Below are 16,978 nucleotides of genomic sequence, written 5' to 3' on the forward strand. Positions count from 1 at the left end.
CGTCGGTTCTGGACCCGCTGGCCAACCCGGGTGTGACCAGCGCAACGTCCACCCAGGGCACCCTTGGTGGACCGATCCCCGGAATTGCGTCACACTGGTGTTGTGAAAATCCGCACCGGCCTCGACGACGCTGCCGTGGGCGCAGCGGGCGCGGCGGTGCAGGATGGCCACACCCGTCGCGCCATCGTGCGGTTGCTGCTGGAGTCCGGATCGATCACCGCCGGCGAGATCGGCGACCGGCTCGGGCTGACGGCCGCCGGCGTGCGGCGCCATCTCGACGCCCTGATCGACGCGGGCGACGCCGAGTCGGTCCCGGCCGCATCCTGGCAGCAGGTGGGGCGCGGGCGCCCCGCCAAGCGTTTCCGGCTGACCGCCGCGGGCCGCGCCAAGCTCGAGCACACCTATGACGACCTGGCGGCGGCGGCCATGCGGCAGCTGCGGGAAATCGGCGGGGAGGACGCCGTGCGCACTTTCGCCCGGCGCCGCATCGACGCGATCCTGACCGACGTTCCGGCGGCAGACAGCGCCGACGACGCCGAAGTCGAGGCGGCCGCCGAGCGGGTTGCCGGCGCGCTGAGCAAGGCCGGCTACGTCGCCACCACGACACATGTCGGCGGCCCGATCCACGGCGTGCAGATCTGCCAGCACCACTGCCCGGTGTCGCACGTCGCCGAGGAATTCCCGGAGCTGTGCGAAGCCGAGCAGCAGGCCATGGCCGAGGTGCTCGGGACCCACGTGCAGCGGTTGGCGACCATCGTCAACGGGGACTGCGCCTGCACCACCCACGTGCCTCTTACCCCGGCGCCCAGCCCGCGCCCCGACACCACGAGCATCGAAGGAGCGTCGTTATGACCCTCACGCCAGAGGCACAACAGGCCTTCAAAACAGCAGATGCCGAGCCGTTGACCCAGGAGCAGGCGATCGCCTCGCTGGGCAAGTACGGCTACGGCTGGGCGGACTCCGACGTCGCGGGCGCCAGCGCGCAGCGCGGGCTGTCCGAGGCGGTGGTCCGCGACATCTCCGCGAAGAAGAGCGAGCCCGAGTGGATGCTGGCGACCCGGCTGAAGGCGCTGCGCATCTTCGACCGCAAGCCCATGCCGAGCTGGGGCTCCAACCTGGAGGGCATCCACTTCGACAACATCAAGTACTTCGTGCGCTCCAGCGAGAAGCAGGCCGCGACCTGGGACGATCTGCCCGCGGACATCAAGAACACCTACGACAAGCTGGGCATTCCCGAGGCCGAGAAGCAGCGGCTGGTCTCCGGTGTCGCCGCGCAGTACGAGTCGGAGGTCGTCTACCACTCCATTCGTGAGGACCTGGAGAAGCAGGGCGTCATCTTCCTGGACACCGACACGGCGCTGCGTGAGCACCCCGAGATCTTCCGGCAGTACTTCGGCACCGTGATTCCGGCCGGGGACAACAAGTTCTCGGCACTGAACACCGCGGTGTGGAGCGGCGGCTCGTTCATCTACGTGCCGCCGGGTGTGCACGTCGACATTCCGCTGCAGGCCTACTTCCGGATCAACACCGAGAACATGGGCCAGTTCGAGCGCACGCTGATCATCGCCGACGAGGGCTCGTATGTGCACTACGTCGAGGGATGTACCGCGCCGATCTACAAGTCGGATTCGCTGCACTCGGCGGTGGTCGAGATCATCGTGAAACCCAATGCGCGCGTTCGCTATACGACCATCCAGAACTGGTCGAACAATGTCTACAACTTGGTCACCAAGCGGGCCCGGGCAGAGGCCGGCGCCACCATGGAATGGGTCGACGGCAACATCGGGTCCAAGGTGACCATGAAGTACCCGGCGGTCTGGATGACCGGCGAGCACGCCAAGGGCGAGGTGCTGTCGGTTGCATTCGCCGGCGTAGACCAGCACCAGGACACCGGTGCCAAGATGCTGCACCTGGCACCCAACACCTCGAGCAACATCGTGTCCAAGTCGGTAGCCCGCGGCGGCGGCCGCACCTCGTACCGCGGCCTGGTGCAGGTGAACAAGGGCGCCCACGGGTCACGCTCCAGCGTGAAATGCGATGCGCTGCTGGTCGATACGATCAGCCGCAGCGACACCTACCCATATGTAGACATCCGCGAGGACGACGTCACGATGGGTCACGAGGCCACGGTGTCCAAGGTCAGCGAGAACCAGTTGTTCTACCTGATGAGCCGCGGGCTGACCGAGGACGAGGCGATGGCCATGGTGGTGCGCGGCTTCGTCGAACCGATCGCCAAAGAGTTGCCGATGGAGTACGCGCTGGAGCTCAACCGGCTGATCGAGTTGCAGATGGAGGGTGCGGTCGGATGACCGCGCCGACTGGATCATCGCTTGCCGCACCGAACAAGGGTGAGCTGTTCGCCTCCTTCGACGTCGACGCCTTCGAGGTTCCGCATGGCCGCGACGAGATGTGGCGGTTCACCCCGCTGCGGCGGCTGCGCGGCCTGCACGACGGCTCGGCGCCGGCCACCGGGACCGCCAAGATCAACGTCAGCGCGCAGCCCGGTGTGCAGACCGAGGTCGTTCGCCGCGGCGACCAGCGGCTCGGCCGCGGCGGCATACCCACCGACCGCGTAGCGGCCCAGGCATTTTCGTCGTTCAACTCCGCGACGCTGGTCAGCGTCGGGCGTGACATCCAGATCGCCGAGCCGGTGAACATCACCGTGACGGGCCCCGGGGCGGGCGCGGTGGCCTATGGGCACCTGCAGATCAGCGTCGCCGAGCTCGGCGAGGCGGTCGTAGTGATCGACCACCATGGGAGTGGAACCTACGCCGACAACGTCGAATTCATCGTCGACGACGCCGCCCGGCTCACCGTGGTTTGGATCGCCGACTGGGCCGACGACATGGTCCACGTGAGCGCGCAGCACGCACGGCTGGGCAAGGACGCGGTACTGCGGCATGTCACCGTCACGCTGGGCGGCGAGGTGGTGCGGATGTCCGCCAACGTGCGGTACTCCGCTCCCGGCGGGGACGCCGAGCTGCTGGGCCTGTACTTCGCCGACGACGGCCAGCACCTCGAATCGCGGCTACTGGTCGACCACGCCCAGCCCAACTGCAAGTCCAATGTGCTGTATAAGGGTGCGCTGCAAGGGGATCCGGACTCGTCACTGCCCGACGCGCACACCGTGTGGGTGGGCGATGTACTGATCCGCGCCGACGCCGCCGGAACCGACACCTTCGAGGTGAACCGTAACTTGGTGCTCACCGACGGAGCGCGAGCCGACTCGGTGCCCAACTTGGAGATCGAGACCGGCGAGATCGTCGGTGCCGGACATGCCAGTGCCACCGGTCGTTTCGACGACGAGCAGCTGTTCTACCTGCGCTCCCGCGGCATCCCGGAAGAGCAGGCGCGCAGGCTGGTGGTCCGCGGCTTCTTCGGCGAGATCATCTCCAAGATCGCGGTGCCCGAGATACGGGAACGCCTCACCGCGGCGATCGAACACGAACTGGCCATCACCGAATCGAGAGCAACAACTTCATGACCACTCTGGAGATCAAAGACCTGCACGTCAGCGTTGTGGACCCCAACGCCGCCGACGCCGACCGGGAGATTCCCATCCTCAACGGCGTCAACCTGACCGTCAATTCCGGTGAGACGCATGCGGTCATGGGTCCCAACGGCTCGGGCAAGTCCACGCTGTCCTACGCCATCGCGGGTCACCCGAAGTATCGGGTGACGTCCGGGTCGATCACGCTGGACGGCCAGAACGTGCTGGACATGAGTATCGACGAACGTGCCCGCGCCGGATTGTTCCTGGCCATGCAGTACCCCATCGAGGTGCCGGGCGTGTCGATGTCGAACTTCCTGCGCAGCGCCGCGACCGCCGTCCGCGGCGAGCCGCCGAAATTGCGGCACTGGGTCAAGGAGGTGAAGGCCGCCATGTCCGACCTCGACATCGACCCGGCGTTCGCCGAACGCAGCGTCAATGAAGGGTTTTCCGGCGGCGAGAAGAAGCGCCACGAAATCCTGCAGCTGGGACTGCTCAAGCCCAAGATCGCCATCCTCGACGAGACCGACTCCGGTCTGGACGTGGACGCGCTGCGGGTGGTCAGTGAGGGCGTCAACCGATATGCCGAGGCCGAGCACGGCGGCATCCTGTTGATCACCCACTACACCCGGATCCTGCGCTACATCCGCCCGCAATTCGTGCATGTCTTCGTCGGGGGTCGGATCGTCGAATCCGGCGGCCCGGAGCTGGCCGACGAACTCGAGGAGAACGGCTACGAGCGCTTCACGCAAGCGGCAGCCACCGGAGCTTGAGCAAATGACGGCATCTGTGACCCCGCTGGACGTGGCGGCCATCCGTGCTGACTTTCCCATCCTCAAGCGTGTCATGCGGGGCGGAAATCAGCTGGCGTACCTGGACTCCGCCGCGACGTCACAGCGCCCGCTGCAGGTGCTCGACGCCGAGCGGCAGTTCCTCACCACGTCCTATGGTGCGGTGCATCGTGGTTCGCACCAGTTGATGGAGGAGGCGACCGACGCCTACGAGCAGGGCCGTGCCGACATCGCGGCGTTCGTCGGTGCCGATGCCGACGAATTGGTGTTCACCAAGAACGCTACCGAGTCGCTCAACTTGGTGGCATATGTGCTGGGCGACAACCGTTTCGAGCGTGCTGTCGGAGCCGGCGACGTCATCGTCATCACCGAGCTGGAACACCACGCAAACTTGGTCCCGTGGCAGGAGCTCGCCCGACGCACCGGGGCCACATTGCGCTGGTACGGCGTTACGGACGACGGGCGCATCGACCTGGACTCATTGCAGCTCGACGAGCGCGTCAAAGTCGTCGCGTTCAGCCATCATTCCAATGTCACCGGCGCCTATGGGCCGGTAAGAGAGCTGGTTGCCCGCGCCAAGGCCGTGGGTGCGCTGACCGTGCTGGACGCCTGTCAGTCGGTGCCGCACCGAGGGGTCGACTTCCACGGGTTCGATGTCGATTTCGCCGCGTTTTCCGGACATAAGATGTTGGGCCCCAACGGCATCGGCGTGCTGTATGGACGTCGCGAGCTATTATCGCAGCTGCCACCGTTCCTCACCGGTGGATCGATGATCGAGACGGTGGCCATGGAAGCCTCCACGTACGCGCCGCCGCCGCAGCGGTTTGAGGCCGGTACGCCGATGATCTCCCAGGTCGTCGGTTTGGCTGCGGCGACACGCTATCTCGGCGCCATCGGCATGGACGCCGTCGAGGCCCACGAGCGCGAGCTGGCTGCCGCGGCCATCGGGGGCTTGTCCGGGATCGAGGGCGTGCGCATTCTCGGGTCGACCTCGATGGAAGACCGTGGCTCGCCGGTGGCGTTCGTCGTCGACGGCGTGCACGCGCACGACGTCGGCCAGGTGCTCGACGACGACGGCGTCGCGGTGCGGGTGGGGCATCACTGCGCGATGCCGCTGCACCGCCGGTTCGGCCTGGCAGCCACGGCCCGGGCGTCGTTCGCCGTGTACAACACCGCCGACGAGGTCGAGCGTCTGCTGGCCGGCGTGCGACGGGCGCTCGAATTCTTTGGGAGAGAATGACAGTGCGCCTGGAGCAGATGTATCAGGACGTGATCCTCGACCACTACAAGCATCCGCAGCACCGCGGGCTGCGGGAGCCGTTCGGCGCGCAGGTCCACCACGTCAACCCGGTCTGTGGTGACGAGGTGACCCTGCGGGTCGCGCTGTCCGACGACGGTCGGCGCATCGCGGACGTCTCCTATGACGGCCAAGGCTGTTCGATCAGCCAGGCGGCCACCTCGGTGCTCACCCAGCAGGTAATCGGTCAGACGGTGCCCGAAGCGCTGAACACCATCACCGCATTCACCGAAATGGTGTCCTCGCGCGGCACCGTCGAGGGCGACGAGGACGTCCTCGGCGACGGGATCGCGTTCGCCGGAGTGGCCAAATACCCGGCCCGGGTGAAATGCGCGCTGCTGGGGTGGATGGCGTTCAAGGATGCATTGGCCCAGGCTTGCGCAGACAGGGGCGCGGACTTCGAGGAGGAGAAGGATGAGCGAGACCGCCGCACCGGATGACGAATTGATTGCCGACCTCGAGGAGGCGATGCGCGACGTCGTCGACCCCGAATTGGGCATCAACGTCGTCGATCTCGGACTGGTCTACGGCCTCAACGTGGAAGAGGGCGACGACGGAACCGTCGCCCTGATCGACATGACATTGACGTCGGCGGCCTGCCCGCTGACCGATGTCATCGAGGACCAGTCGCGCAGCGCGCTCGTCAGCAGCGGTCTGGTCGACGACCTGCGGATCAACTGGGTCTGGAACCCGCCGTGGGGCCCGGACAAAATCACCGAAGACGGCCGCGAGCAGCTGCGCGCCCTCGGCTTCACCGTCTAGGGGCCGGCCCGCCCTGCCCGATGGCGACGACCCGCCGCGCCCGGCTACGCCGCGCTTGCGATCGCCCTGCCCCATGGCGACGACCCGCCGCGCCCGGCTACGCCGCGCTTGCGATCGCCGCTAGAGGCGGAAGGGCAGGTGCGGCAGGTGCAGGTGGTGGTGCGGGTGCCCCATCGGCGGGCACGCCTGCAGGCTGATCATCGCCGCATGCAGCACGCCGGCGTCCTGAATCCCCTGCGCGCCCATGCATTTACCGTTCGCGATCGCATGTGCGTCCGATGGATTCTGCAGCTGGTATGAGGTCGAGTTGGCGACCGTCACATTCGTCGGTGCCGCCTGCACACCGATGCCGTTGACCGCGATGGTGTCACCCGAGACCGACGTGACGGTGCCGTAGAAGCCGGCCGGCGGCGGGCACTTGCCGTCGACGGCGGAGGTGATCGTTACGGATTGGGCCGTGATCGCGCCACCGTTCGGAGCGCTCTGCGGGGTGGCGCGCACGTTGACGCAACTGCCGGGGGTGACGTCGGTCAGCGTGGCCGGGGCGACCCGCACTACCCGCGTCGACGGCGCGAAGTCCACCGTCGCGCTTCCGGTTCGTGTCCTGAGCGCAATCGTGCCGCCCGATACCGACTCGATCAGGCCCTCGACATAGTCTTTGCCCACGGGCGGGGCCGCCGGGGCGGGCGCCGCGCTCGGTGCTGGGCTGGGCGGGGCCGCCGTCACCGTCGGCTTGGCGGGAATGCTGGAATTCGTGTCGCTGGAACGGCACATGGCGACGCCCAGCAGGACCACCGCGAGGACGGCGACGAGCGCGAGCCGAGCGAGCCGGGAGTTCACCGAAGTGGCGGGCATCGTCACATCTCCGATCGCGCGGGTTCACCGTGGCCAGCGGATACCCAGGCGAGCGCGGTTATCACAACCGCGCTCGCCTGGTGTGACGGTAATCTCAGGCGGCCTGGGCCGCGATCAGCCGCCCTGGCCGGGCTGCTTGGGCTTGCCGCATTTGCCGTCGCTGGCCTGCCGAACGTTGATGCTGGTCGCCTGCAGCGTGCCGCCGCTGCCCATCGTTCCGCGCGCCCAGAGGCACTTACCCTGCGCAATCGCGTCGGTGGTGGCGGAGGCCTGCTTGCTGTACTTGGTCTTGTCGTCGACCGTCACCGCGGTCTGCGTGGTGTTGCCGCTGGGGTCGGTGCCGGTGACGTTGATGGTGTTACCCGACACGGACGCCACCGAGCCGCGGACCGGGGCCGGCTTCGGGGCAGGCGCCGGGGAGCCCGGGGGCGGCGGGGTGGTGGAACCCGGTCCCGAACCCTGCCCCGCCGGCTTGGCCGGGCATGCGCCGTTGACCGACGGGCTGACCTTCACGGACGCCGCGGTGACGGGCTGCCCGCCCTGGGGTTGCTGGGTCGGCCGCACGGTGACGCAGCTGCCAGAGGTGACGTCGGTCAGCGCGGCGGGGGTGGTCTCGGTGACCTTGGTGGTGGAGGTGAAGTTCACCGCGGCGGTGGAGTTGTCTTCCTTGGTGACCTGAATGGAGTTGCCCGCCACCGACGCGATCAGGCCGCTGACTCGGGCTTCGCCGTTGGCCGGGGCCGGCGATGTGGTCGTCGAGGTCACCACCGAGGTGGACGTTGATGTCGACGTGGTCGGGCTTGATTTGTTGGACGAGCTGCAAGCGGCGATGGACAGCGCGGTGACCCCGGTGACCGCGAAGACCGCTACCCGGGTGAGGCAAGGCGTTGGACAGTTGACAGACATCAACAGTTCTCCAATCGTGGTTGGACCCAACGGAATGGGTATTACCCGACGGAGCTGTAGCTAACCTGTGTGTAACGCGGGCGCGGGTCAGAACGCCTCTTCGGAAACGCGCATGATCTCGCCGTCGATCGACTCGATGACTTTGCGCAGCGATGTGAGTTTCGGAAGCATGTTCTTGGCGAAGAACGCCGCAGTCGCCACCTTGCCCCGATAGAACGCCGCGTCGTTTCCGGCCGCGCCGGCCAACGCGGCGTGTGCGATACCGGCCTGCACCAGCAGCCGCCAGCCGATGAGCAGATCGCCCACCGCGAGCAGATACCGCACCGATCCGAGCCCCACTTTGTAAATGTCGGCGGGGTGTTGCGCGGCCGACATCAGGTATCCGGTCAATGCGCCGGTCATCGCCGTGACCTCGTCGAGCGCGGTCTGCAGCAGCTCGGCCTGCGGTTTGAGCGCCTCGTCGGAGGCGTCGATCGTCGCCGTGATCTGACCGGTCACGAACTGCAGGGCCTCACCGCGGTCGCGAACGATCTTGCGGAAGAAGAAGTCCAGCGCCTGGATGGCCGTGGTGCCCTCGTAGAGCGAATCGATCTTGGCGTCCCGGATGTACTGCTCGAGGGGATAGTCCTGCAGGAAGCCCGACCCGCCGAGCGTCTGCAGCGACTCGGTCAGGATCTCGTAGGCCCGTTCCGAGCTCACACCCTTCACGATCGGCAGCAGCAAGTCGTCCACGCGGTGGGCCATGCCGTGATCGGCTCCCGAAACATGTTGCGCCACAGCATCTTCCTGGTGCGCGGCGGCATACATGTACAGCGCCCGCAAACCCTCGGCGTACGCCTTCTGCGTCATCAGGCTGCGACGCACGTCGGGGTGGTGGATGATGGTGACCCGCGGCGCGGTCTTGTCGGACATCTGCGTGAGGTCCGCACCCTGCACCCGCTCTTTGGCGAAGGCCAGCGCGTTCAGGTAGCCGGTGGACAGGGTGCCGGCGGCCTTCACGCCGATCGTCATGCGCGCGTGCTCGATCACGGTGAACATCTGCGCGATCCCGTTGTGCACGTCGCCGACCAGGTAGCCGACGGCGGGCAGATCCGTTGCACCGAAAGTCAATTCGCACGTCGGTGAGGATTTGATGCCCATCTTGTGTTCCAGGCCGGTGGCGAAGACCCCGTTGCGGGGACCGAGTTCGAATGTGTCGGGGTCGAACAGGAATTGCGGGACGTAGAACAGGCTGAGCCCTTTGGTGCCCGGACCGGCGCCCTCGGGCCGGGCCAGCACCAGGTGGAAGATGTTGTCGGCCGTGTCGCCCACGTCCCCGCCGGAGATGAACCGCTTGACGCCCTCGATGTGCCAGGTGCCATCGGGTTGCGCAATGGCCTTGGCGCGGCCCGCGCCGACGTCGGAGCCCGCGTCGGGTTCGGTGAGCACCATGGTGGCCGCCCAGCCGCGCTCCACGCCTTCCGCCGCCCAGCGCCGCTGCTCTTCGTTGCCCTCGACGTACAGCGCCTGGGCCATCAACGGCCCGAGGCAGAAGAAGTTTGCAGACGGGTTGGCGCAGATGATCATCTCGTTCACCGCCCACGCCAGCGGTGGCGGTGCGGCCATGCCGCCGATCTCTTCGTCGAGCATCAGCCGCCACCAGCCGGCTTCCTTGATCGCTTGCACCGTCTTGACCAGCTCGGGCGGCACGCTGATCGTGTGCTCGGCGGGGTCGAAGGCCGGAGGGTTGCGGTCGGCGAAGGCGAAGGATTCGGCCACCGGACCTTCGGCCAGGCGAGCGGCTTCGGCCAGGATCGTGCGTACCGTTTCCGCGTCGAGCTCGCTGTAGGGTCCGGTGCCCAGCACGGCGCCCACGTCCAGCACTTCGAACAGGTTGAACTCGAGATCACGGACGTTAGCGATGTAGTGGCCCAACGCGATTCCCTCACTGGTCCCTGGGGCGGCGGATCGTCTGCCTCAGTGTCTCCGACGTGGGAAAACGTACGCAACCGTAACCTACGGCGGGCCGCGGGCAGGTTACGCGCCGATGTCGTCGCGGCGAACCGGGCGCAAGCCCGCTTCCGTTGCGCCCTAAGCAAACTCGGAACGTGGTTCGGGTGATCCAGCGGGACGGGCATGAATGTCAGCGTCGTGCGATCCGGCCGGCTGGCCGGCTGGGAACATCAAGTCGGGTTCGGGCGTTACGGCAAATGTGACAACACTCGATCTCACTGCTGAGAAGTTCAACGAAACCATCGAGGGCAACGACATCGTGCTCGTCGATTTCTGGGCGTCCTGGTGCGGGCCATGCCGCCAGTTCGGGCCCACTTTCCAGGCGTCCGCGGCGAAGCACCCCGACATAGTGCACGCCAAGGTCGACACGGAGGCCGAACAGCAGCTGGCCGCGGCCGCCCAGATTCGGTCCATCCCCACGCTGATGGCCTTCAAGAAGGGCAAACTGCTGTTCAACCAGGCCGGGGCGCTGCCGCCGGCGGCTCTTGAAGACCTGGTCCAGCAAATCAGGGCATTCGACGTGGACGCGGCCCAGGCCGGCCAAGCCGAATAGCTCCGACTCCGACACCGCGGCGCGCGCAGGGCGGCGCCCAGCTACACGCTAGGTTGCTTGGGTGAGTCTGGTACTGGTAGAGCACCCGCGGCCCGGCGTCGCGCTGGTTACCCTCAATCGGCCCGAGCGAATGAACTCCATGGCATTCGACGTCATGGTGCCGCTCAAAGAGGCACTCGAGAAGGTCAGGTACGACAATTCGGTGCGCGTGGTCGTGCTGACCGGGGCGGGGCGGGGGTTCTCCTCGGGTGCCGACCACAAGTCCGCGGGCTCGGTGCCCCACGTCGAGGGGCTGACGAGACCGACCTACGCGCTGCGCTCGATGGAGATCCTCGATGAGGTCATCCTGGGGCTGCGGCGCCTGCATCAGCCGGTGATCGCCGCGGTCAACGGGCCGGCCATCGGCGGGGGACTGTGCCTGGCCCTGGCCTGCGACATCCGGGTGGCCTCGACCGGCGCCTACTTTCGCGCGGCCGGCATCAACAACGGGTTGACGGCCAGCGAGCTGGGGCTCAGCTACTTGTTGCCGAGGGCCATCGGATCGTCGCGCGCGTTCGAGATCATGCTGACCGGGCGCGACGTCACCGCCGAGGAGGCCGAGCGCATCGGCCTGGTGTCGAATCAGGTGCCCGAAGGCCAGCTGCTGGACACGTGTTATGCGATCGCCGCGCGGATAGCCGCCTTCTCGCGGCCGGGAATCGAGTTGACCAAGCGCACACTGTGGACGGGACTGGACGCCGGTAGCCTGGAAGGGCACATGCAAGCCGAAGGCTTGGGCCAGCTGTTCGTTCGTCTGCTCACCGCCAACTTCGAAGAAGCGGTTGCCGCGCGCGCGGAGCGACGCCCCGCGGTTTTCACCGACGACAAGTAGTCACGACAAGGGAGAAGATGTGATCACGGCCACGGACCTCGAGGTCCGCGCTGGTGCGCGCATTCTGCTCTCACCCGACGGTCCGGACCTGCGCGTGCAGCCCGGCGACCGCATCGGGCTGGTCGGCCGCAACGGCGCGGGTAAGACCACCACGCTGCGCATCCTGGCCGGGGAGACCGAACCATATGCCGGATCCGTCGTGCGCGCCGGTGAAATCGGTTATCTGCCACAGGATCCCAAAGAGGGCGACCTCGAGGTGCTGGCCCGCGACCGCGTCCTCTCGGCCCGCGGCCTGGACGTTCTGCTCACCGACCTGGAGAAGCAGCAGGCGTTGATGGCCGAGGTCGCCGACGACGAGGCCCGGGACCGCGCCATCCGCCGCTACGGGCAGCTGGAGGAGCGGTTCGTCGCGTTGGGCGGCTACGGCGCCGAGAGCGAAGCCAGCCGCATCTGCGCGAGCCTCGGCTTGCCGGACCGGGTGCTGACGCAGAAGTTGCGCACGCTGTCCGGTGGACAGCGCCGCCGGGTGGAGCTGGCGCGCATCCTGTTCGCCGCGTCCGACACCGGTGCCGGCTCGTCGACAACCCTGCTACTCGACGAGCCCACCAACCACCTGGACGCGGATTCGGTTGGCTGGCTGCGGGATTTCTTGCGGGCCCACACCGGCGGGCTGGTGATCATCAGCCACAACGTCGAGTTGCTCGCCGATGTGGTGAACCGGGTGTGGTTTCTGGACGCCGTGCGCGGCGAGGTCGACGTCTACAACATGGGCTGGCAGAAGTACCTGGACGCCCGGGCCACCGACGAGCAGCGTCGCCGCCGTGAACGCACCAACGCCGAACGCAAGGCCGCCGCGTTGCGGACGCAGGCCGCCAAGCTGGGCGCCAAGGCCACGAAAGCCGTTGCGGCCCAGAACATGTTGCGCCGTGCCGACCGGATGATGGCCGCGCTCGACGAGGAGCGGGTCGCCGACAAAGTGGCCCGGATCAAGTTCCCCACCCCGGCTCCGTGCGGGCGCACACCGTTGGTCGCCAAGGGACTGAGCAAGTCGTACGGGTCGCTGGAGGTGTTCAGCGGTGTCGACCTGGCCATCGACCGCGGCTCGCGGGTGGTGGTGCTGGGGCTGAACGGCGCCGGCAAGACCACGCTGCTGCGACTGTTGGCCGGCACCGAGGAGCCCGACACCGGCGGGCTGGAGCCCGGACACGGTTTGCGGATGGGCTATTTCGCGCAGGAGCACGACACGCTCGACAACGACGCGAGCGTCTGGGAGAACATCCGGCACGCCGCACCCGATTCGGGTGAGCAGGACTTGCGCGGCCTGCTGGGCGCGTTCATGTTCAGCGGGCCGCAACTCGACCAACCGGCGGGCACCCTGTCGGGCGGTGAGAAGACCCGGCTCGCGCTGGCGGGTTTGGTGGCGTCCACGGCGAACGTCCTGCTGCTCGACGAGCCGACGAACAATCTCGATCCGGCCTCGCGCGAACAGGTGCTCGACGCGTTGCGCAGCTACCAGGGCGCGGTGGTGCTGGTGACGCACGATCCCGGGGCGGCCGAGGCCCTCGACCCGCAGCGCGTCGTGCTGCTGCCCGATGGCACCGAGGACTTCTGGTCCGACGAATACCGGGACCTCATCGAGCTCGCCTGACTTCTGGTGACGGGCTTTTCGCCGAAATCGGCCCGCGGCCGACGGCGGGTTCTTACTCTAGGTGCTTGCGATCGTGTTCAGGCGCGGAGGGCATCCATGAAAAGGACACTGCAAAGGTCCAAGAAGACCCGCGAGCAGTTGCTGTTCGAGCTGCGCAACGCCTATGAGGGCGGGGCCAGCATTCGCAAGCTGGTCGCGTCCACCGGCAGGTCGTACGGCTCGATTCACAGCATGCTGTTGGAGTCGGGTACGACGATGCGCAGCCGGGGCGGCCCCAACCACACCTCCCGATCCGCACGGGTATAGCGTCACTGCGAAATCACGTCCCCTTGTTCGCAGTGCGCTACACCTGCGGCCCAGAGTCGTTGCGGCGCACCGACTTCTCCACCAGGTCGAGCACGGCGGACAACCGCCGCGGGTCTTCGCCTGATGCCAGCCGGGCCACCAGGCCGTCGAGCACCAACTCCAGATAGCACTGCAAAACGTCGCCGGGAACGTCGTCGCGTACGCGGTGCGCCTCCTTCTGCCGGCGCAACCGATCGGTCGTCGCCGCCGCCAGTTCGGCGGACCGCTCCGCCCAGCCGCGGCTGAACTCGGGGTCGTTGCGCAGCTTGCGCGCGATCTCCAGCCTGGTGGCCAGCCAGTCGAACTGGTCAGGCGCGGCGAGCATGTCGCGCATCACCTGGATGAGGCCCTCGCGCGACGCCACGTCGGCCATCCGCTCGGCGTCCTCGTGCGCGAGCGCAAAGAACAGCGCGTCCTTGTCCCGGAAGTGATGGAAGATCGCGCCGCGCGACATCCCGACCGCCTTTTCCAGCCGCCGCACCGTGGCCTTGTCGTAGCCGTATTCGGCGAAGCAGTGGCGGGCACCGTCGAGGATCTGGCGGCGGCGAGCCGCCAGATGGTCCTCGCTGACTTTTGGCATGGGCCCGTGCGTGGGTCGCCGGGTTAGCCGGACTTCAGCATATTGCGCAGCACGTACTGCAGGATGCCGCCGTTGCGGTAGTAGTCGGCCTCTCCCGGGGTGTCGATGCGGACCACGGCGTCGAACTCAACAGCGTCTTTCCCATCCTTAGTGGCCTTGACGTGCACCGTCTTTGGCGTCTTGCCGTCGTTGAGCGCCCCGATGCCCGTGATGTCGAACACCTCGGTGCCGTCGAGCCCCAATTCCTTGGCGGACTTGCCTTCGGGGAACTGCAGCGGGATCACGCCCATGCCGATCAGGTTGGAGCGGTGGATGCGTTCGAACGACTCGGCGATCACCGCCCGCACGCCCAGCAGCAGCGTGCCCTTGGCCGCCCAGTCGCGTGAGGAGCCGGACCCATATTCTTTACCGCCCAGCACCACCAGCGGAATGTTCTGCGCCGCATAGTTTTGCGCGGCGTCGTAGATGAACGCCTGCGGAGCGCCGTCCTGGGTGAAGTCGCGGGTATAGCCGCCGGAAACGTCGTCGAGCAACTGGTTGCGCAGCCGGATGTTGGCGAACGTGCCGCGGATCATCACCTCGTGGTTGCCGCGCCGCGAGCCGAAGGAGTTGTAGTCCTTGCGGTCCACGCCGTGCTCGTCGAGGTACTGCGCCGCGGGGGTGCCCGGCTTGATGGCCCCGGCGGGGGAGATGTGGTCGGTGGTCACCGAGTCGCCCAGCAGCGCCAGCACCCGGGCGCCGGAGATGTCTTTCACCGGCTCCGGGTCGGCCGACATCCCCTCGAAGTACGGGGGCTTGCGCACGTACGTCGAATCCTGGTCCCACTCAAAGGTATTGCCGCTCGGGGTGGGCAGGTTGCGCCACCGCTCGTCGCCCTTGAACACGTCGGCGTAGTTCTTGGTGAACATCTCCTGGCTGATCGCCGAGGCGATGGTGTCGGAGACATCCTTCTGCGACGGCCAGATGTCTTTCAAGTAGACCTCTTTACCTTCCTTATCAGTACCGAGCGGCTGCTGATCGAAGTCGAAGTCCATGGTCCCCGCCAATGCGTAGGCGACCACCAGCGGCGGGGATGCCAGGTAGTTCATCTTCACGTCGGGGTTGATCCGCCCCTCGAAGTTGCGGTTACCGGACAGCACCGCGGACACCGACAGGTCGTTGTCGTTGATCGCCTTGGAGATCTCCTCGGGCAGCGGGCCGGAGTTACCGATGCACGTGGTGCAGCCGTAGCCGACGAGGTAAAAGCCGAGCTTCTCCAAATACGGCCACAGGCCGGCCTTGTCGTAGTAGTCGCTGACCACCTGCGAGCCCGGTGCCATCGACGTCTTCACCCATGGCTTGGACGACAGCCCCTTTTCGACGGCGTTGCGGGCCAGCAGCGCCGCACCGAGCATCACCTCGGGGTTGGAGGTGTTGGTGCACGACGTGATGGCGGCGATCACCACCGCGCCGTGGTCGAGTTCGAACTCGCCGCGGTCGTCGGACTTCACCGTCACCGGGTTGCTCACCCGGCCCTTCGCGTGCGCGGCGGCCGAGTGAATCTTCGGCGCGTCGTCGGCATGGCCGTTCTGCGGCTGCCCGGGGTCACTCGCCGGGAACGACTCGTCGACGGACTCGTCGAGCTTCGAGTACTCCTGCTTGTCGGGATCGTCGCCGACGTAGCTGGGAATGGTCTTGCGGAACATGGACTTGGCGTCCGACAACGCAATTCGGTCCTGCGGACGCTTCGGTCCGGCGATCGACGGCACCACGTCGGACAGGTTGAGTTCGAGGTATTCGGAGAAGGCCGGCTCGTGCTTGGGGTCGTGCCACATGCCCTGCTCTTTGGCGTACGCCTCGACCAGCGCGAGCTGCTCGTCGGAGCGGCCGGTGAACCGCAGGTAGGAGATGGTCTCTTCGTCGATCGGGAAAATCGCTGCGGTGGAACCGAATTCGGGGCTCATGTTGCCCAGGGTGGCGCGGTTGGCCAGCGGCACCTCGGCCACGCCCTCGCCGTAGAACTCGACGAACTTGCCGACCACGCCGTGCTTGCGCAGCATCTCGGTCACGGTCAGCACCACGTCGGTGGCGGTGACACCCGGCTGGATCTCGCCGGTCAGCTTGAACCCGACGACCCGCGGGATCAGCATCGACACCGGCTGACCCAGCATCGCGGCCTCGGCCTCGATGCCGCCGACACCCCAGCCCAGGACGCCCAGCCCGTTGACCATCGTGGTGTGCGAGTCGGTGCCCACGCACGTGTCGGGGTAGGCCACGCCGTCGCGGGTCATCACCACGCTGGCGAGGTACTCGATGTTGACCTGGTGCACGATGCCGGTGCCCGGCGGCACCACCTTGAAGTCGCGGAAAGCGCCCTGGCCCCACCGCAAGAACTGGTAGCGCTCCCCGTTGCGCTGGTACTCGATCTCGACGTTGCGCTCGAAGGCGTCGGCGGTGCCGAACAGGTCGGCGATCACCGAGTGGTCGATCACCAGGTCGGCCGGCGCCAGCGGGTTGACCTTTTCCGCGTTGCCGCCGAGGTCGCCGATGGCCTCACGCATGGTGGCCAGGTCGACGATGCACGGCACCCCGGTGAAGTCCTGCATCACGACGCGGGCGGGCGTGTACTGGATCTCAATGCTGGGCTCCGCCTTGGGATCCCAGTTCGCAATGGCCTCGATGTGGTCTTTGGTGATGTTGCTGCCGTCCTCGTTGCGCAGCAGGTTCTCGGCGAGGACTTTGAGGCTGTAGGGGAGTTTCTCGGTGTTGGGAACGGCGTCGAGACGGTAGATCTGGTAACTGTTGTCGCCGACCTTGAGGGTGTCGCGTGCCCCGAACGAATTCACAGAATCTTCTTTAGTCACTTCAACTCCCGAGGATTAAATTCTCCCGCCGGCGGGCCATGCCGG

General features: G+C 66.9%; 16 protein-coding genes. 11 read left to right on the forward strand and 5 right to left on the reverse strand.

Features of this window, described 5'->3' with window-relative positions; genetic code table 11:
• Positions 1 to 63 precede the first annotated feature (63 nt).
• Genes AWC17_RS17760 through AWC17_RS17790 form a run of 7 tightly spaced genes read left to right on the forward strand, consistent with a single transcriptional unit; the run spans position 64 to position 6,340 of the window.
• On the forward strand, positions 64 to 852 hold the full coding sequence (locus tag AWC17_RS17760) for a helix-turn-helix transcriptional regulator (protein ID WP_085164901.1): 789 nt from the start codon (positions 64 to 66) through the stop codon (positions 850 to 852).
• Positions 849 to 2,309, forward strand: a complete 1,461-nt coding sequence (sufB, locus tag AWC17_RS17765) for a Fe-S cluster assembly protein SufB (RefSeq protein ID WP_046186315.1) — start codon at positions 849 to 851, stop codon at positions 2,307 to 2,309. Before AWC17_RS17760 ends, sufB begins: the two co-directional genes overlap by 4 nt.
• On the forward strand, positions 2,306 to 3,484 hold the full coding sequence (sufD, locus tag AWC17_RS17770) for a Fe-S cluster assembly protein SufD (protein WP_046186314.1): 1,179 nt from the start codon (positions 2,306 to 2,308) through the stop codon (positions 3,482 to 3,484). Before sufB ends, sufD begins: the two co-directional genes overlap by 4 nt.
• Positions 3,481 to 4,263, forward strand: a complete 783-nt coding sequence (gene sufC / locus AWC17_RS17775) for a Fe-S cluster assembly ATPase SufC (RefSeq protein ID WP_046186313.1) — start codon at positions 3,481 to 3,483, stop codon at positions 4,261 to 4,263. Before sufD ends, sufC begins: the two co-directional genes overlap by 4 nt.
• A 4-nt stretch (positions 4,264 to 4,267) precedes the next feature.
• Positions 4,268 to 5,521 (forward strand): cysteine desulfurase, encoded by a 1,254-nt coding sequence (locus AWC17_RS17780; protein ID WP_046186312.1) that lies wholly within the window; start codon positions 4,268 to 4,270, stop codon positions 5,519 to 5,521.
• A complete protein-coding gene (gene sufU, locus AWC17_RS17785; RefSeq protein WP_046186311.1) occupies positions 5,518 to 6,018 on the forward strand; it encodes a Fe-S cluster assembly sulfur transfer protein SufU in 501 nt (166 codons plus the stop codon). The genes AWC17_RS17780 and sufU overlap by 4 nt, the downstream gene beginning before the upstream one ends.
• The gene (locus AWC17_RS17790; protein WP_046186310.1) at positions 5,993 to 6,340 is read left to right on the forward strand and encodes a metal-sulfur cluster assembly factor; all 348 of its coding nucleotides are present in this window, start codon (positions 5,993 to 5,995) and stop codon (positions 6,338 to 6,340) included. The genes sufU and AWC17_RS17790 overlap by 26 nt, the downstream gene beginning before the upstream one ends.
• A gap of 120 nt (positions 6,341 to 6,460) precedes the next feature.
• Here the strand turns inward: AWC17_RS17790 and AWC17_RS17795 are convergent, their stop codons facing one another.
• The 3 genes from AWC17_RS17795 to AWC17_RS17810 all read right to left on the reverse strand — a co-directional run bounded on the left by AWC17_RS17795 (position 6,461) and on the right by AWC17_RS17810 (position 10,015).
• A complete protein-coding gene (locus AWC17_RS17795; RefSeq protein ID WP_046187430.1) occupies positions 6,461 to 7,195 on the reverse strand; it encodes a DUF5666 domain-containing protein in 735 nt (244 codons plus the stop codon).
• A 114-nt stretch (positions 7,196 to 7,309) separates the two neighbouring features.
• On the reverse strand, positions 7,310 to 8,101 hold the full coding sequence (locus AWC17_RS17800; RefSeq protein WP_197083451.1) for a DUF5666 domain-containing protein: 792 nt from the start codon (positions 8,099 to 8,101) through the stop codon (positions 7,310 to 7,312).
• A gap of 87 nt (positions 8,102 to 8,188) precedes the next feature.
• Positions 8,189 to 10,015, reverse strand: coding sequence for an acyl-CoA dehydrogenase (locus AWC17_RS17810; protein WP_046185056.1), 1,827 nt, complete (start codon positions 10,013 to 10,015; stop codon positions 8,189 to 8,191).
• Between the two features lie 277 nt (positions 10,016 to 10,292).
• On the opposite strand from AWC17_RS17810, the gene trxA reads away from it, so the two are divergent.
• From trxA to AWC17_RS17830, 4 genes are all read left to right on the forward strand, one after another.
• On the forward strand, positions 10,293 to 10,646 hold the full coding sequence (trxA, locus tag AWC17_RS17815) for a thioredoxin (RefSeq protein ID WP_046185055.1): 354 nt from the start codon (positions 10,293 to 10,295) through the stop codon (positions 10,644 to 10,646).
• A gap of 61 nt (positions 10,647 to 10,707) precedes the next feature.
• On the forward strand, positions 10,708 to 11,517 hold the full coding sequence (locus tag AWC17_RS17820; protein ID WP_046185054.1) for an enoyl-CoA hydratase: 810 nt from the start codon (positions 10,708 to 10,710) through the stop codon (positions 11,515 to 11,517).
• A gap of 19 nt (positions 11,518 to 11,536) precedes the next feature.
• Positions 11,537 to 13,165: an ABC-F family ATP-binding cassette domain-containing protein gene (locus tag AWC17_RS17825; RefSeq protein WP_046185053.1), complete on the forward strand. Its 1,629-nt coding sequence runs from the start codon at positions 11,537 to 11,539 to the stop codon at positions 13,163 to 13,165.
• Between the two features lie 108 nt (positions 13,166 to 13,273).
• A complete protein-coding gene (locus AWC17_RS17830) occupies positions 13,274 to 13,471 on the forward strand; it encodes a helix-turn-helix domain-containing protein (RefSeq protein ID WP_046185060.1) in 198 nt (65 codons plus the stop codon).
• A 37-nt stretch (positions 13,472 to 13,508) separates the two neighbouring features.
• Here AWC17_RS17830 and AWC17_RS17835 read toward each other — a convergent pair whose 3' ends face one another.
• On the reverse strand, positions 13,509 to 14,090 hold the full coding sequence (locus tag AWC17_RS17835; RefSeq protein ID WP_046185052.1) for a TetR/AcrR family transcriptional regulator: 582 nt from the start codon (positions 14,088 to 14,090) through the stop codon (positions 13,509 to 13,511).
• Positions 14,091 to 14,113: 23 nt separating this feature from the next.
• Positions 14,114 to 16,933 carry an aconitate hydratase gene (locus AWC17_RS17840; protein ID WP_167385596.1) on the reverse strand — a complete coding sequence of 940 codons (2,820 nt, stop codon included), beginning with the start codon at positions 16,931 to 16,933 and terminating at the stop codon, positions 14,114 to 14,116.
• Positions 16,934 to 16,978: the final 45 nt, after the last annotated feature.

Origin of the sequence: Mycobacterium nebraskense, from assembly GCF_002102255.1 — a bacterium.
GTDB lineage: Bacteria > Actinomycetota > Actinomycetes > Mycobacteriales > Mycobacteriaceae > Mycobacterium > Mycobacterium nebraskense.

Coding starts and splice junctions, on each gene's coding strand:
- sufU (WP_046186311.1), top strand. CDS start 5,518: ATGACAGTGCGCCTGGAGCAGATGTATCAGGACGTGATCCTCGACCAC.
- sufD (WP_046186314.1), top strand. CDS start 2,306: ATGACCGCGCCGACTGGATCATCGCTTGCCGCACCGAACAAGGGTGAG.
- sufC (WP_046186313.1), top strand. CDS start 3,481: ATGACCACTCTGGAGATCAAAGACCTGCACGTCAGCGTTGTGGACCCC.
- AWC17_RS17790 (WP_046186310.1), top strand. CDS start 5,993: ATGAGCGAGACCGCCGCACCGGATGACGAATTGATTGCCGACCTCGAG.
- AWC17_RS17795 (WP_046187430.1), bottom strand. CDS start 7,195: ATGCCCGCCACTTCGGTGAACTCCCGGCTCGCTCGGCTCGCGCTCGTC.
- AWC17_RS17835 (WP_046185052.1), bottom strand. CDS start 14,090: ATGCCAAAAGTCAGCGAGGACCATCTGGCGGCTCGCCGCCGCCAGATC.
- AWC17_RS17800 (WP_197083451.1), bottom strand. CDS start 8,101: ATGTCTGTCAACTGTCCAACGCCTTGCCTCACCCGGGTAGCGGTCTTC.
- sufB (WP_046186315.1), top strand. CDS start 849: ATGACCCTCACGCCAGAGGCACAACAGGCCTTCAAAACAGCAGATGCC.
- AWC17_RS17780 (WP_046186312.1), top strand. CDS start 4,268: ATGACGGCATCTGTGACCCCGCTGGACGTGGCGGCCATCCGTGCTGAC.